This window comes from Flavobacterium sp. LHD-80 (assembly GCF_030929605.1).
Classification (GTDB): Bacteria; Bacteroidota; Bacteroidia; order Flavobacteriales; family Flavobacteriaceae; genus Flavobacterium.
In genome coordinates this window covers 91,456-107,661 of record NZ_JAVFVS010000005.1, presented here as the reverse complement: position 1 = coordinate 107,661, position 16,206 = coordinate 91,456, and the positions used below count along the sequence as shown (strand labels likewise).

General features: G+C 33.7%; 15 protein-coding genes. All 15 read left to right on the top strand.

Going from position 1 to position 16,206, the window contains the following annotated elements; genetic code table 11:
- Positions 1-780: 780 nt before the first annotated feature.
- The 15 genes from RB619_RS08485 to RB619_RS08415 all read left to right on the top strand — a co-directional run bounded on the left by RB619_RS08485 (position 781) and on the right by RB619_RS08415 (position 16,194).
- Positions 781-2,253: an MFS transporter gene (locus tag RB619_RS08485; RefSeq protein ID WP_308096358.1), complete on the top strand. Its 1,473-nt coding sequence runs from the start codon at positions 781-783 to the stop codon at positions 2,251-2,253.
- A 228-nt stretch (positions 2,254-2,481) separates the two neighbouring features.
- Complete coding sequence (locus RB619_RS08480) at positions 2,482-3,960, top strand: MFS transporter (RefSeq protein ID WP_308096357.1); 1,479 nt, start codon at positions 2,482-2,484, stop codon at positions 3,958-3,960.
- 18 nt (positions 3,961-3,978) lie between these two features.
- The gene (locus tag RB619_RS08475) at positions 3,979-5,571 is read left to right on the top strand and encodes a magnesium transporter MgtE N-terminal domain-containing protein (RefSeq protein ID WP_308096354.1); all 1,593 of its coding nucleotides are present in this window, start codon (positions 3,979-3,981) and stop codon (positions 5,569-5,571) included.
- A 29-nt stretch (positions 5,572-5,600) separates the two neighbouring features.
- Positions 5,601-6,650: an MFS transporter gene (locus tag RB619_RS08470; RefSeq protein WP_308096352.1), complete on the top strand. Its 1,050-nt coding sequence runs from the start codon at positions 5,601-5,603 to the stop codon at positions 6,648-6,650.
- Between the two features lie 152 nt (positions 6,651-6,802).
- A complete protein-coding gene (locus tag RB619_RS08465) occupies positions 6,803-9,019 on the top strand; it encodes a molybdopterin oxidoreductase family protein (RefSeq protein ID WP_308096350.1) in 2,217 nt (738 codons plus the stop codon).
- A gap of 19 nt (positions 9,020-9,038) precedes the next feature.
- Positions 9,039-9,608, top strand: a complete 570-nt coding sequence (locus RB619_RS08460; RefSeq protein WP_133524364.1) for a 4Fe-4S dicluster domain-containing protein — start codon at positions 9,039-9,041, stop codon at positions 9,606-9,608.
- Positions 9,609-9,618: 10 nt separating this feature from the next.
- Positions 9,619-10,131 (top strand): Rieske (2Fe-2S) protein, encoded by a 513-nt coding sequence (locus RB619_RS08455; RefSeq protein WP_308096346.1) that lies wholly within the window; start codon positions 9,619-9,621, stop codon positions 10,129-10,131.
- Positions 10,132-10,146: 15 nt separating this feature from the next.
- Positions 10,147-10,395: a DUF6755 family protein gene (locus RB619_RS08450; RefSeq protein ID WP_308096344.1), complete on the top strand. Its 249-nt coding sequence runs from the start codon at positions 10,147-10,149 to the stop codon at positions 10,393-10,395.
- A gap of 165 nt (positions 10,396-10,560) precedes the next feature.
- Positions 10,561-11,733 carry a gephyrin-like molybdotransferase Glp gene (gene glp / locus RB619_RS08445; protein WP_308096342.1) on the top strand — a complete coding sequence of 391 codons (1,173 nt, stop codon included), beginning with the start codon at positions 10,561-10,563 and terminating at the stop codon, positions 11,731-11,733.
- A gap of 138 nt (positions 11,734-11,871) precedes the next feature.
- Entirely contained in the window at positions 11,872-12,618 is a 747-nt protein-coding gene (locus RB619_RS08440) for a sulfite exporter TauE/SafE family protein (protein WP_308096339.1), read from the top strand.
- A gap of 203 nt (positions 12,619-12,821) precedes the next feature.
- Positions 12,822-13,394: a molybdenum cofactor guanylyltransferase gene (locus RB619_RS08435; RefSeq protein ID WP_308096336.1), complete on the top strand. Its 573-nt coding sequence runs from the start codon at positions 12,822-12,824 to the stop codon at positions 13,392-13,394.
- A gap of 5 nt (positions 13,395-13,399) precedes the next feature.
- Positions 13,400-14,188 (top strand): uroporphyrinogen-III C-methyltransferase, encoded by a 789-nt coding sequence (gene cobA, locus RB619_RS08430; protein ID WP_308096334.1) that lies wholly within the window; start codon positions 13,400-13,402, stop codon positions 14,186-14,188.
- 2 nt (positions 14,189-14,190) lie between these two features.
- Positions 14,191-14,427, top strand: coding sequence for a MoaD/ThiS family protein (locus RB619_RS08425; RefSeq protein WP_308096332.1), 237 nt, complete (start codon positions 14,191-14,193; stop codon positions 14,425-14,427).
- Positions 14,428-14,431: 4 nt separating this feature from the next.
- Positions 14,432-15,499 (top strand): HesA/MoeB/ThiF family protein, encoded by a 1,068-nt coding sequence (locus RB619_RS08420; RefSeq protein ID WP_308096329.1) that lies wholly within the window; start codon positions 14,432-14,434, stop codon positions 15,497-15,499.
- Positions 15,500-15,528: 29 nt separating this feature from the next.
- Entirely contained in the window at positions 15,529-16,194 is a 666-nt protein-coding gene (locus RB619_RS08415) for a DUF3592 domain-containing protein (protein WP_308096326.1), read from the top strand.
- Positions 16,195-16,206: the final 12 nt, after the last annotated feature.

Here is a 16,206-nt window from a genome sequence, read left to right as displayed (position 1 = left end):
GTTGTTAATTATTTTCTTTTTAAAATAGTGGTATATTCAAAAAATCATCGCAATGCAAAATATGCATCAGCCAGATATTTGTATTTTCAATAAAGATAATTTTGTGGGTGAATTTGAATATCGTTTTTGATTTACAGAAATGGATCAAATTACGAATGTCTTGCATTGTGAATTAGCAACAGAAGCACATATAACAACAATTGTTATAAGTATATATTTTTGGAAGATTTAAATACGATGTGCTCTCGGTTGTTTTCAAAATATAGTTTTTTTGGTTTTCAATAAAAATCTAAACTCTACTAATCCTATAGACAAAGTTAATTTTAATATAATAAAAACCAAAAATTTACAGGATTTTTTTTGAAAAAGTCTTCATTAAGGTCTTTTGTAAATGAGTTTTAAGTGCTTAATTAATTGATTGTCAAGTATTTGATTTTTAGTTTTGCGTAAAAAAAATGTTAAAGTTTTTTTTGTTTTCAGCGTAAAATTGTAGTATTTTACATTTAAAATGCTTGTTTTTAATACTTTAAAAAACAGATAAAAGCATCAAAAACAGCTTATAAACGTCTTAGAAAGTGTTTTTGTAAAATTTAATCAATAAAATGACAACAACAGTAATTATTACTTTTAATCGGTTATGTTGTTTATTATTAGTGTTTTAAAACTTTTTTTTCTAATTTTAGTCTATTCTTATTTTTGCAGGAAAATCCATTCTTATTTTTTCTGCAATATTGATTTATAGGTTAAATTTTAAAATAATAATTCTAACACTATTTTTCTATGGCTGATCTTTCACAATCTCATCGCATTCTGTTTTTTAATACGTTAGCTTTTATAATTTGTTTTGCTTGTTGGACGCTCAACGGAGTTTTAGTTACTTTTTTAAATGATCGTGGTATTTTTGAATGGAGTGTCGTCGAGATAGGATGGCTACTTGGAATTCCAATTTTAACGGGTTCTGTAATGCGATTGCCCATGGGAATTCTAACAGATAAATTTGGAGGAAAACCGGTTTATTCCTGTTTATTGATTTTAAGTTCAATTCCGCTATTTCTATTGCCTTTTGCTTATAATTTTTGGACGTTTGCCATTTTGAGTTTTTTATTCGGAATGGTGGGAACCAGTTTTGCAATTGGTGTGGGATATACTTCTGTATATTATCCAAAAGAATGGCAGGGAAGAGCTTTAGGAATCTTCGGAATGGGAAATTCGGGAGCTGCACTAACAACATTTCTTGCACCAACGTTATTGACAAAATTTTCAGAAAGTGATCCGGTAAATGGCTGGAAATGGCTTCCGATAATTTACGGAAGTGTCTTGCTGGGCATGGGAATTATTTTCTTGATTTTTACAAAAAACAAAAAAATTGAAGCCGCACCAAAAACGGTAAGTCAGGTTTTTCAACCCCTTAAGAGCGTGAGAGTTTGGCGTTTTGGATTATACTATTTTCTAGTTTTTGGCTCATTTGTAACTTTTTCGCAGTGGTTGCTTCCTAATTTCTTGAATGTATATCATACAACATTGGTCATGGGCGGAATTTTTGCAGCGATATTCAGTTTGCCATCGGGAGTAATCAGAGCTTACGGTGGTTTTTTATCGGACCGTTTTGGTGCTCGAAAAGTAATGTATTGGGTCTTGAGTTCGTCTGTTGTTTTAAGTTTTCTTTTAATGTTTCCAAAAATGGATATCACAACATCGGGTTCTGGACTTACGGCAGCTAAAGCAGGAACCGTTACCGAAGTTGCAAAAGATAAAATAGTGATTGGAGATAAAACATATCCTATAATACAAGAGGATAAAAATGCAAAACACAGCCAATTTTTTCCATCTAAAAAATCATGGCAGGAAGTAGTAGTCGAGCAAAATCAACAAGTTCAAAAGAAAGATTTATTGGCAGAAGGAATCACACAAATTCATTTTGAAGCCAATATGTGGATTTATTTAGTATTAGTTATTCTTATTGGTTCTGCTTGGGGAATTGGCTCTGCCGCAGTTTACAAACACATTCCGGATTATTTTCCAAATGAAGTTGGAGTTGTTGGTGGAATGGTTGGAATGCTTGGGGGTTTAGGCGGATTTATTGGACCAATTATCTTTGGTTATCTTTTAAGTACGACCGGTTTCTGGACAAGTTCCTGGATGTTCATTTTGGCAATTTCACTTATTTGTTTAATCTGGATGCATCGCGTTGTCGTGAAATTGATGAAAGAGAAATCTCCGGAATATGCAAAAGATATGGATCGAAAACATTAAAAGTGATCTAAATAAAACGCATTAAAAAGTTATACTTAAAAGCCTTTTTCTTTAAAATGAGAAAAAGGCTTTTTTTATATTTTAAACTTTAATTTTTCAGTATTTTTTAAAAGAAGATAAAATTGTCTTTTATATGATATATGTCATATAAAATGAGGATTTGAGGCTATAATTTTGCTGTTATAACACAGAATAATTTCTCTGTGATATTCAAGTAATCTATATTTTATGGGTAATTTATCTCAACCTCACCGAATTTTATTTCTTAATACGCTTGCTTTTACAGTCTGTTTTGCCTGTTGGACATTAAATGGCGTTTTGATCACTTTTTTGGCCGATAAAGGAATTTTCAATTTTACAGTTGTCGAAATCGGATGGCTTCTAGGGATTCCGATTCTTTCAGGTTCTATTTTTAGACTTCCAATTGGGATTTTAACCGACAAATATGGAGGTAAAATTATTTTTTCTGTTTTGCTTCTGCTTTGTTCTATTCCACTTTTCTTAATGCCTTTTGCAAATTCGTTTTGGAGTTTTGCAGTGCTCAGTTTTTTCTTTGGATTAGTAGGAACCAGTTTTGCTGTCGGAATCGGATATACTTCAATTTGGTATCCAAAAGAATGGCAGGGAAGAGCATTAGGAATTTTCGGAATGGGAAATGCTGGCGCCGCAATTACCACTTTTATTGCGCCAACTATTCTAAATAATTTATCTGAAAATAATCCCGTTAACGGATGGAAAATGCTTCCGGTTATTTATGCCTTTACACTTGTTATTATTGGAATTCTTTTTATCGTTTTTGCTAAAAACAAAACGAATCAAGGCGTTTCAAAAACTATGAGTGAACTCATGTCTCCGCTTAAAAAGGTTAGAGTTTGGCGCTTTGGAACGTATTATTTTTTGGTCTTCGGATTTTTTGTTGCCTACTCGCAATGGCTTCTTCCAAATTTTATGAATGTCTACAATACGACATTAGTAATGGGCGGTATGTTTGCGACAATGTTCAGTCTTCCGTCTGGAATTATAAGAGCATTTGGTGGTTATCTCTCAGATAAATTTGGAGCTAGAAAAGTAATGTATTGGGTTTTAGGATCTTCAATAGTAATCAGTTTTTTATTGATGTTTCCTAAAATGGAAATCTTTACTGCAGGCCCCGGAGTTATGTCTTTAAGTAGCGGAACAGTAACGGAAATTGTGGCAGATAAAATAATTGTCAACGGAAAAATACATCAAATCAATAATAAAAAAGATCTAGAAATAAGTAAAGAATCTTCTGTTTTTCCTGTAAAAAAATCATGGCAGGAAATTATCGTACAACAAAATCAGGAAGTTAAAAAGAAGGAATTATTAGCAAAAGGAATTACGCAAATCAATTTCAGCGCAAATCTTTGGGTGTATGTGATTTTGGTAACGCTAATTGGAATTTCATGGGGAATTGGTAAAGCAGCGGTTTACAAACATATTCCAGAATATTTTCCTAATGAAGTAGGAGTTGTAGGCGGAATGGTTGGCTTGATTGGTGGTTTGGGCGGATTTTTAGGTCCAATAATCTTCGGTTATCTCCTCAATTATACGGGACTCTGGACAAGTTCATGGATATTCATATTTCTCGTTTCCGTGGGTTGTTTGATATGGATGCACAGAACAATCATAACTGCTATGCGAAGCAAATCACCTGATTTTACTAAAGAAATAGAAGACAATCATTAAAAATTAAAATACATACAAATGAAAACTTGGTTAGACAAATGGAACCCCGAAGATGAAGCGTATTGGAATGCTGGCGGAAGTAAAATAGCTTGGAGAACTTTAACAATTACAACAATTACATTAGTGCTGTCATTTGCCTCTTGGTTTATGATGAGCGTTATAGCGGTAAAATTACCCGGATTAGGATTTAATTTTTCCAAAGATCAGCTTTTCTGGTTGACTGCAATTCCTGGATTAGCGGCCGGATTTTTAAGAATTATTCATACGTTTTTGCTTCCTATTTTTGGAACGCGACATATTTTATCTTTCGCGACAGCAATTAAATTAATTCCTGTAATCGGAATTGGTTTTGCGGTCATGAATGTAAATACACCTTTCTGGGTTTTTGCAGTTTTGGCCTTTACAACTGGTTTTGGCGGTGGCGATTTTTCATCTTATATGCCAAGTACCAGTTTATTTTTTCCTCAAAAATTGAAAGGAACTGCATTAGGAATTCAGGCAGGAATTGGAAATTTTGGTGTTTCAATAGCACAATTTGTTACGCCATTGATTATTAGTGTAGGGATTTTTGGAGCATCGACCGTTTTTACTAGCATTGATCCGAAAGAGACATTGACGGTTTTTCAAAATTCATCAACAGAAAAACAAAAAGAAGTATTTGCTGCTCTTGATATGGAAGTGCAGACAAAAATTCTTTCTAATGTAAAGAAGAATATTATTGATTCAGTAAGTACTGCCGTGAATTCTCATGATAATGCAATTGTTTTTATTTCGCTTCCAAATAAAGCAAAAGCAAAAGCGATTGCAAATGCAAATCCAAAATTGGCTGAAAAAATAATAAACAACATCAGTGCTGAAAATACAGCAGTAAAAAACAAACCAATTTATTTGCAATCTGCAGCATTTTGGTATGCACCTTTTTTAATAATAATGGCGATCGTGAGCTGGTTTTATTTAAGAAGTATTCCAATGAAAGCTTCAGTGAAAGAGCAATTGGATATTTTCTCCAATAAACATACTTGGTATTGCACAATCACATACGTAATGACTTTCGGAACTTTTGCGGGATTGTCTGCCGCTTTTCCTTTAATGATTAAATTTTTATACGGAGATTTTCCAAATGCGCCAGATCCTTTGGTATATGCTTTTTATGGTCCATTGATTGGTTCTGCCAGCCGAATCGCTTTCGGTTTTGTTGCTGATAAAGTGGGAGGAGCTGTTTTAACAACTATAACAGGTTTAGGAATTTTGGCTGGAGCTGTTATTTTAGTAACACAAGGATTAGTTGCGCCAACAAGTATGGATCAATTTCCGCTTTTTGTGGGAGTAATTTTGACAATGTTCTTTTTCACCGGAATTGGAAATGCCGGAACCTTCAGACAATATCCAATTATTTTTAAAGAAAATCCGCGTCAGGCAGCAGGCGTTATTGGGTGGACTGCTGCAATAGCGGCGTTTGGACCATTTATCTTTTCTAAATTAATAGGAAATAATATTTCTGCTAATGGTACTGTAAATCAATTCTTTATTGGTGTTGCTTTTTTTACTATATTAGCTACAGGTATCAATTGGTGGTTTTACAATCGTAAGAATTGCGAGAAACCAAGTTAAAGAAGTAATCATTAAAATAAAAATTAAGGATGAAAAATAAAACGTTTAATACCAAAGCTTTACTGGTTGCAACACTAGTTTCTATACTTACAATTATACTAGTGTTTTACGGTTCAAGGCAATTGCAAAATTTTGATGCAGCTCTCGTAACGTATCTCTTCGGAACCGTATTTGCTTTCTTCGGAATTGTTTATAGATACACTGTCTGGCTTCAAAGACCTCCAACTTGGATGTATTTTAAAAGAAGTCTTAAATTCCTTTTTACCGGAAAAGTATTTTCACATTTATGGTTTTTGGGGAAAGAATCAGTACAGAATATTTTAGTTCAAAGATTCATTTATCCAAGAAGCAAATGGCGCTGGTTTGCCCATTTTTGTATTGCTTTAGGATGTTTATCGGCTTTTGCAATTACAATTCCGCTTACGTTTGGATGGATTCATTTCACTTTGGCACCAAATTCCATTTCAATTTACGAAGCACATTTCTTCGGCTTCAAAATGATGGATTTTCAGATAAACTCATTTTTAGCATTTCTAATTTTTCATGCTTTAAACTGGTCTTCTTGGCTAGTAATTATAGGTTCAGTTTATTATTTAAGAAGAAGATTGACCAATCCCGGATTAATTGCAACGCAAACTTTTGAAGGCGATTTACTGCCACTTATTTTGTTAATTGCTATTTCGGTTACAGGATTGTGTCTGACTTATTCGTATCAATTCATGAAAGGTTTCGCTTATGATTTTCTTGCTGTAATTCATTGCGTAACTGTAATTATGTTTTTGCTTTGGATTCCGTTTGGAAAATTCTTCCACATCATTCAGCGTCCAGCACAAATTGGCGCACATATTTATAAGAAAGAAGGAATTAAAAAAGGAATGGCAGTTTGTCCGCATACTGGAGAAGAATTCGCTACACAGCTTCATATCGACGATTTAAAAACAGTAACAAAACAATTAGGTTTTGATTTTACCCACGAAGACGGAACTTCTCACCTTGATTTAAGTCCCGAAGGAAAAAGATCGCGCCTGGCTCAAGCACATTTAAAAGCCAGATTAGAAGGCGGAAATTTATTTGGATAAAGATAATAGTTTCAGGTTTCACGTTTAAAGTTTCAAGTTCCGAACAGAACGTCAAACTTGAAGATAAAATTTATAAAAGGTTCAAGTTTAAGTTTTCAAGTTCCGTACAGAACCTGAAACCTGAAACTTGAAACAAAACAAACAAAAAAAGCATGGCAAAACTACCAGTATCATTAGAGAAAATCATAGATGTTTTTGGACCACATTTAAACTATGCGCCTGTTGATGGTTACACAGGAAGAGATGAACCAGATGAGGTGGTAAAAACGCATTGCTGTTTTTGCGGAATGCAATGTGGCATTCAATTATTGGTAAAAGAAAATAAAGTAGTTGGTTTTGAACCTTGGATGGAATTTCCTTTTAATGAAGGTCGTTTATGTCCAAAAGGAGTTCAAAGATATCTTCAAAATAATCACCCAGACCGACTTTTACACCCAATACAAAGAGTAGAAGGAAAAGGTTTTGAAAAAGTTTCCTGGGATGATGCTATGGATAAAACGATTTCTGAGATAAATAGAATTCAGGAAAAATATGGAAAACATGCATTCTCAATGTTATCTGGGGTTTCGTTGACAAATGAAAAAAGTTATTTGGTTGGAAAATTTGCTAGAGTTGCTTTAAAGACTAGAAATCTGGATTATAACGGAAGACTTTGCATGGTAAGCGCCGGTGCTGGAAATAAAAAAGCATTTGGTTTAGATCGCGCTTCAAATAATTATTCTGATTTAGAATATGCCGAGGTGATTATTGTAACTGGAGCCAATATTAGCGAGACTTTTCCAACTTTGACACATTGGATTTGGAAAGCTAGAGATCGAGGCGCAAAATTGATCGTAATTGATCCAAGAATGATTCCGCTTGCAAGAACTGCCGATATCCATTTGGATGTAAAACCCGGAACAGATTCGGCTTTATATGGCGCCATGCTGAAATATTTGGTCGATCACGATATGCTTGATCATGATTTTATTGATAATTATACATCTGGATTTCAGGAAACGATTGATGCTGTAAAAGACTATACTTTAGAATGGGCAGAAGAAGTTACAGGAATTGACAAAGAAAAAATAAAAGCAGCTGCCGAATTATGGGGAAAAGCAAAAACAAGTTTTTTACTCCACGCGCGCGGCATAGAACATCACTCAAAAGGTGTTGATAATGTTTTAGGTTGTATTAATCTAGTTTTGGCAACAGGAAGAATTGGCAGACCTTATTGCGGTTATGGAACAATTACCGGACAAGGAAATGGCCAAGGCGGAAGGGAACACGGACATAAATGTGATCAATTGCCAGGAAACAGAGATATTGAAAATCCAGAACACAGAAAATACATTTCAGAAGTTTGGGGAATTGATGAAAAAGATTTACCCGGAAAAGGACTTACAGCCTACGAAATTATAGAAGCCATTCATAGAGACGAAATTAAAGGATTGATTTCGATTTGTTTTAATCCGCTGGTTTCACTTCCAAACAATAATTATGTGCGTTCTGCTTTAGAAAAATTAGAATTTTACGTTTGTATCGATTTCTTTTTAAATGAAACTGCCCGTCATGCTGATATTGTTTTGGCTGGTTCTTTACAAGAAGAAGAAGAAGGAACAACGACTTCGGCAGAAGGACGTGTTATCCGAATCAGACAAGCCGTTACGCCTCCGGGAGAAGCGCGAACAGATACTTCAATTTTGTTGGAAATTGCCGAACGTTTGGGTGAGAAAGATAAATTCACATACAACAACAGCGAAGAAATTTTTAATGAACTGCGTGTTGCTTCAAAAGGAGGAACAGCAGATTATTTCGGAATTACTTATAAAAAAGTGGAGGATAATATGGGCGTTTTCTGGCCTTGTCCAACAGAAGATCATCCAGGAACACCAAGACTTTGGGAAGATAAAAAGTTTAAAACCCCTGACGGAAAAGCGCATTTTAATCCAGCACCGTATAAACTTCCTGGCGAAGTTACCGATGAGGAATATCCAATAACATTGACAACCGGACGCGTTGTTTCGCAATATTTAAGCGGAACCCAAACTCGAAGAATCGGAAAATTAGTAGATCAGTTTCCGGAACCAATGGTAGAAATTCATCCAGAAATGGCTGCATCTTATAATATCAAACAACGTGAACTAGTAAGAGTTGTTACCAGAAGAGGCGAGGGAATTTTTCCCGCGAATATTGTAGAAACAATTAGAAAAGATACTGTTTTTATTCCGTATCACTGGCCGGGACATAAATCGGCAAATCAATTAACGCCGGGAACTTTGGACCCAATTTCAAAAATTCCCGAGTTTAAAGTTTGTGCCTGCAAATTAGATCCGCAAGGAACAATAGCCCCGCCGTCTAAAGAATCTGAAGCATATGCAAGTGTTTAATCTCTAAAAATTTAACCTTATGAATTTAACCAATTTTAATACTAGCGAAGAATTTTTTGTAGATATGCAACGTTGCATTGGCTGTAAAGCCTGTGAAATGGCCTGCGCCGAATGTGAAACCAACGGCCAGCAGACGTTAATAAGCGTGAATTACGTAGATCGTGCTTCAACAATCCAAACAACAGTTCAGGTTTGTATGCATTGCGAAGATCCGGTTTGTGCCAATGTTTGTCCAGCAGATGCAATTTCGCAAGATGAATTTGGCGTTGTACATACGGCAAGTACAGAAAGATGCATTGGTTGTTCCAACTGCGTAATGGCTTGTCCTTTTGGAGTGCCTAAAAAAGTAGAAGAATACGATCTGATGATGAAATGCACGATGTGTTATGACAGAACCAGCGTTGGAAAAAAACCAATGTGTGCTACAGTTTGTCCAAGCGGTGCATTGTTTTATGGTACCAGAGAACAAATAGAAGAAATGAGACCAAATAGTTCACCTGTCAATAATTTTATTTTTGGAAACGAAAAAGTTACTACAAAGGTCAATATTATGATGCCAAAAGGCAGCACAGAATTACGAATTTATTAAATGCCGAATCATGTCTAAAGAAGATAATTTAAATGAAAACTGGAAAAAAGATTTTCCAATAAAAAAACAAGAATCAACTCAAGTCAGTCGACGCGATTTTGCTAAATTCCTAACATTTGTTTCCGGCGGATTAATGGTAGGTAGTGGATTTGTAACGGCAAAAGCATTTTTATTGCCAAAAGAAGAAGTTCAAGGAGAACATTTTATTTGCAACAAAGAAGATGTTCCTGTGGGCGGGACAAGAGGTTTTGTTTTAGAAGGAAGTACAATTCCGTATATTTTGATCCATCTTGAAAACGGTGACTTTAGAGCTTATGAGCAAAAATGTACACATCTTTCTTGTTCTGTTTTTTACAAACCCGGAACTGGAATTATACATTGTCCCTGTCACGAAGGATCTTTTGATGCCAGCACTGGTGATGTAATTGCTGGGCCACCGCCAAGAGCATTGCCTCAATTAGAAGTTGTTTTTAAAGAAAATGCTGTTTTTGTAAAAGCATTAATTGAAAAAAAAGAAAGCTAATTTAAATCTAGAATTATGAGTACTTTTAGAAGAAGTCAAAATCGTGCGAACCCTAATAAACTGAACAATATACTTTCTACACTTATATTTATTTTAATCCTAAATGTCAGCATTCAGATCTGGCTTTTGTATGCTTCTTTGAATAATGCGTTAGATAATAATAAAGAAATTTTAATTCCTGCTTTTATCGCTTCTGCCATCTTATTTTTGATTGGTTTTGCATGGCTTTATTATCTTCCAAAGGGAAATTTCAGAAAGAAATAAAATGATATTCTTAATTTCAAAAAGCTATTTTGGTTTTTTATGAATCTATTTGCATTTATTGCAGTAAATTTATATTTTTTAAAGAATTAAGATTTTTATTGAATTTAACTAAGTAAAAGTACTTATATTTGTAGTAAGTATTTTTTGCTTTTATAAAATAGCCTAATGATTAAAGTTGAAGAAGCCATAGCAATTATTGAAGCAAACAGTGCTAAAATGCCAACGAAACTTATTTCAGTCAATAGAGCACTGGGATATGTTTTGGCAACAAAAGTGATTTCGCCAATCAATATGCCTCCATTTCGTCAATCGGCGATGGATGGATATGCTTTTTCGCACAGCATTCGTCATCAATATGATGTTGTGGGAATTTCACAAGCTGGAGATCATTCGAACATAAAATTAAAAGCAACAGAAGCGATTAGAATATTTACTGGCGCTTTTGTTCCTAACAGTGCAGATACAGTGGTGATGCAGGAGCATGTAATGGCAAACACTGATTCTATTTTGATTGCCGAAATGCCAGAAAAATTTTCAAATGTTCGCCCAAAAGGAGAGCAGATTGCTAAAGATGATGTTGTTTTTGAAGCCAATACTTTAATTACTCCGGCAGCAATTGGATTTTTGGCAATTTTGGGAATTACTGAAATTGAAGTTTACAAAAAGCCGAAAGTGGCAATTTTAGTTACTGGAAATGAATTAATGCAACCGGGAAAGAAATTAAAAAAAGGCAAAATTTTCGAAAGTAATTCGGTTATGCTTGAAGCAGCATTGCAAACTATCGGCATCGAAAAAACGAAAATTTACAGAGTAAGGGATAATTTAAAAGCAACAAAAAAAGCACTTAAAAGCATTTTGAAAAAATATGATATTGTGCTGGTTTCGGGCGGAATTTCAGTTGGAGATTATGATTTTGTAAAAGAAGCATTATTGCAGAACGATGTAAAAGAGCTTTTTTATAAAATCAATCAGAAACCGGGAAAACCAATGTTCTTTGGATCTAAAAATGAAACGTTAGTTTTTGCCCTTCCGGGAAATCCGGCTTCGTCGCTGACTAATTTTTATATTTATGTGGCGCCGGCGGTGAAAAATAAAATGGGTTTTTCTGAAATTCATAAACCTAAAGTGGTTCGAAAAATAAATTCAGATATCAAAAATAATACTGGAAAAACGCTTTTTCTAAAAGCAAAATACGACGAAACAACCGTAACAGTTTTAGACGGTCAAAGCTCAGCAATGCTTAATACTTTTGCGATAGCAAACAGTTTATTAATTGTTCCTGAAAATGTTGAAGAATACAAAAAAGGTCAATTGGTTTCGTTATTGCCGATTGACTAAAATTTATATTTTAAGAAGAAAGAATCAAGGAGAAAGAGAATAGATTTTGAGTATAAGGGATGAAAATCGGTATGTAATTTTAAACATACAGCTTGCCAACTTGAAACTTTAAACTTGAAACAAAACAAACAAAAGATAATGAGCATTTTAAGTTCCGAAAACATACTATTATTCAGTTTTGCATTAATTGTTATTGCATTTTTATATTCAAGTGTCGGGCACGGCGGTGCTTCTGGTTATTTGGCTTTAATGAGTATTTTTGCTTTTCCAATTTCGGTGATGAAACCATCGGCATTGTTGTTGAATTTGTTTGTTTCGAGTATTTCGTTCTTATTTTATTATCGAAATAATTATTTCAAACCAAAGCTCTTTTATCCGTTTGCGATAGCATCAATTCCGGCAGCGTTTATTGGCGGATTTATAACCTTGGACAACGCGATTTATAAAATTGTTTTAGGAGTTGTGTTAGTTTTTGCAGCGTTACGATTGTTCGGGATCTTTAATTTTAAAGAAAAAGAAGAAGTAAAAATCAATCTTCCATTTGCATTATTAATTGGTTTTGCAATTGGACTATTATCTGGAATGCTTGGAATTGGTGGCGGAATTATTTTGAGTCCAATTTTATTATTTTTAGGATGGGCCTCGGTAAAAGAATCGGCGGCGGTTTCAAGTTTATTCATTTTTGTGAATTCATTTGCAGGAATGCTTGGATTCTTATTAGGAGGAAAAATAATCCCGATGGAAAGTTTTTATTTGGTTCCAATTGCAGTTGTGGGAGGAATGTTAGGAGGATTTTACGGAAGTGGTAAATTCTCGAATAGAACTTTAAAAATGGTTTTAGGAACTGTAATTTTAATGGCAAGCATTAAATTGATTTTTCCTTGATAACTAATTAAATAAAAAATTAACCGCAAAGCACGCAAGGTTTTGTAAAAGCGGTTTATAAAAACAGCAAAGTTAGCAAAGCTTTGTGTAGATCCAGCTTTGCGAACTTTATTTTAAAGCTATAAATGATTAAAAGTCTTAGCGCTCTTTGCGGTAAAATTAACTTGAAACCTGAAACAAAGAAAAACCTGAAATAAAAAACTATGGAAACACTAACAGTATTTATTCTTTGCGGAGGAAAAAGCTCCAGAATGCAGTCTGAAAAAGGATTAGTATTGTTTCAGGATAAACCATTTATTGAACATATTATTCAGGCGATTTTGCCAATTACAGATAAAATAAAACTGATTACGGCTTCAAAAGAATATGATTATTTGGAGTACGACAAAATACCAGATTTAATTTTAGATAAAGGTCCGCTGGGCGGAATTTACACCGCTTTATCACATTCTGAAACCGAATTTAATTTGATTTTAAGCTGCGATATTCCGCTAATTTCAACCGAGTTATTGCAGGAATTGATTTCAAAGCATACAGAAGAAGCTGGAATTACAGTTTTCGCATCCGAAAGTAAAACGCATCCGTTAATCGGAATTTATTCGAAAAAAATTGTTCCAATTATCAAAGAAGCAATCGATTCAAACGAATTAAAAATGATGGATTTGTTAGCTAAAATGCCACATCAAATTATCAATATAGAAGAAAGCGAAAACTTTCATTTAACCAATGTTAATTCGGCTGACGAATTAAACGATTTGAATATCAATTTAATCTAAAGACTATGCGAAATTTAAAAACACCAAAATTGACTATTGTAGGCGCAGGTCCAGGCGATGTTGAATTGATTACATTAAAGGCAATCAAAGCTTTAGAAAGCGCCGATGTTGTTTTATACGATGCTTTAGTTAACGAAGAATTATTAGAATATGCCTCAAATGCGGAAATTGTTTTTGTTGGAAAACGTTTGGGTTGCCACGCTTATACGCAAGATCAAATTAACGAATTGATTGTTTCGATGGCAAATCGTTTCGGTCATGTAGTACGCTTAAAAGGTGGTGATTCTTTTGTTTTTGGAAGAGGAAGCGAGGAAATTGATTATGCTGTACAATTTGGATTAGAAACCGCTGTCGTTCCTGGAATTTCTTCGGCTTTAGGTGTTCCGGCTGCTGCAGGAATCAGTTTGACACAACGTAAAATCGCCGAAAGTTTTTGGGTTATTACTGGAACAACTTCGAATCATGAATTATCAAAAGATGTACATTTGGCTTCAAAATCGGCGGCGACGGTGGTTATTTTGATGGGAATGCATAAATTGGAGGAAATTATTTCGATTTACCAAGAAAACAGAAATGACGATCTTCCAATTGCGATAATTCAGAACGGAACGAAAAATTCCGAGCAAAAAGTAATCGGAACTATAAACACAATTACTAAATTGGTGTCCGAAAATAATATTTCATCGCCTGCCATAATTGTGATTGGCGAAGTAGTGAAAAATACATCGAAATTGACAGAATATTTTTGGGAGCATTTTGATGACGAATTTATTTTTCAGAATTTAAATTTATAAAAATGATCGAGATTAAATATTTTGGAGCTGTAGCTGAAAAGACAAAATGTGAATTCGAAAAGTTATCTTTTTCTGAAGTATCACTGCAAAAAGTATTGCAGGATTTAGACGAAAAATATGCATTTGAATCACTAACTTTCAGCGTTGCGGTAAATCAAAAAATAGTTTCAAAAACACAAGAATATCAGTTGCAAGCCAGTGATATTGTTGCTTTATTGCCACCATTTGCTGGAGGATAAAAACATGAATTCAAATAACCGATATAACCGACAAATCATACTTCCTGAAATAGGAGCGGAAGGCCAGCAAAAATTATCGAAATCAAAAGTTTTGGTAATTGGTGCCGGAGGTTTGGGCGCTGCAATTCTGCCTTATTTGGCTTCGGCGGGAGTTGGGAAAATTGGAATTGTGGATGATGATATTGTCGAAATTTCAAATTTACATCGTCAGGTAATTTACAAAACTTCGGCTGTTGGAAAATCGAAAGCTGAAGAAGCAAAATTGATGATTTCCGAATTAAATCCTGAAATTGAAGTAGACTCTTTTTCTGAAAAATTATCAGGAAAAAATGCTATTTCGTTATTTGAAAAATATGATATTATTGTTGACGCAACAGATAATATTTCGATTAAATATTTAATAAACGATGCTTGTTTGGCAACCAATAAACCAATGGTTTACGGATCGATTTTTAGATTTCAGGGACAAGTTTCGGTTTTTAATTATCAAAACGGACCAACGTACAGATGTTTGTATCCAGATGAAAACGCGAATGCTTTAAATTGTGAAGATGCCGGCGTAATTGGAATTTCGGTTGGAATTATTGGAATGCTTCAGGCAAATGAAGTTTTGAAAATGATTCTCGGAATTGGAGAAGTTTTAAGCGGAAAAATATTGGTTTACAATATTTTGAAGAACGAACAACAGAAGTTTGATTTCGATAAAAATAATCTTCAAAAGATTAGCAGAGAAACATTCGAAGAAAAATACAATAAAACTGAAATTGAAGAAATAAGTTTTGAATCTATTTTAGAAGAAATAAATAAGGATGAAGTTTTATTTTTGGATGTTAGAAATGAAGACGAATTGCCAAAAATGGGTTTAAAAAATCAAGTTCATATTCCATTGATGCATTTAGAGAATGAAATTGATAAATTGGATAAAAATCAAGAGATTTATATTTTCTGTCAATCTGGAATAAGAAGTAAAATTGCAACAGAATTGCTTCAAAAACATCAATTTAAAAATGTAAAAAGTATTGCTGGAGGCGTTTTGGCAATGAAACAACTAGTTGAAAAAATAAAAGTATAAATATAAACATCAGTAGATGACATTAATTTATGACAGAAAATGATACTTGGATTGTCACTAAAATGAAAGGTTATGGTTGTATTGGATTATTTTTTCTGCCATTTGTATTGGTTGGTATTGGGATTTTAATTTATAGTTTAAATAATATTTACAATTCTCAAAAAATAAAAGATTGGACTAAAGTTACCGCTACTGTAGCGCATATAAAGTTGGATTACGATAATGATAACGAGGGTGGTGATGGCATATACGAAGTCAAAATTGGCTATAAATATAAAATTGGTAACAAAGAATTTTTGGGACATAAAATTGCCATTGGATATTCAGGTGGCAATGGAGAAGAGCATGTTGCGTTATTTTCTAAATTAGAAAATGCAAAGAAAATTTCTGTGTTCGTTAATCCAGACAATAATTCTGAAGCCATAATTATTAAAGGTATTAACAATTCTATCGCAGGAGTTTTAATATTTTCAATAATGTGGAATTCATTTGTTGCTTTTTGTTTAATTCCCTTATTTCTGAAAAAGGGGGCTAAATTTAATGTAAAATATGTATTCATAACCTTGGTAGTAATATGGGTTACTGGTTTTTATTTTTTATTTTCAGATAGTATTAAAATTCATTCTGAAGAAAAAATTGAAGTTATTGAAAGCAAAAAAACAAGTGGTACAGATGTAAAGTCTGTAATGGGGTAAATTTATAGAAAA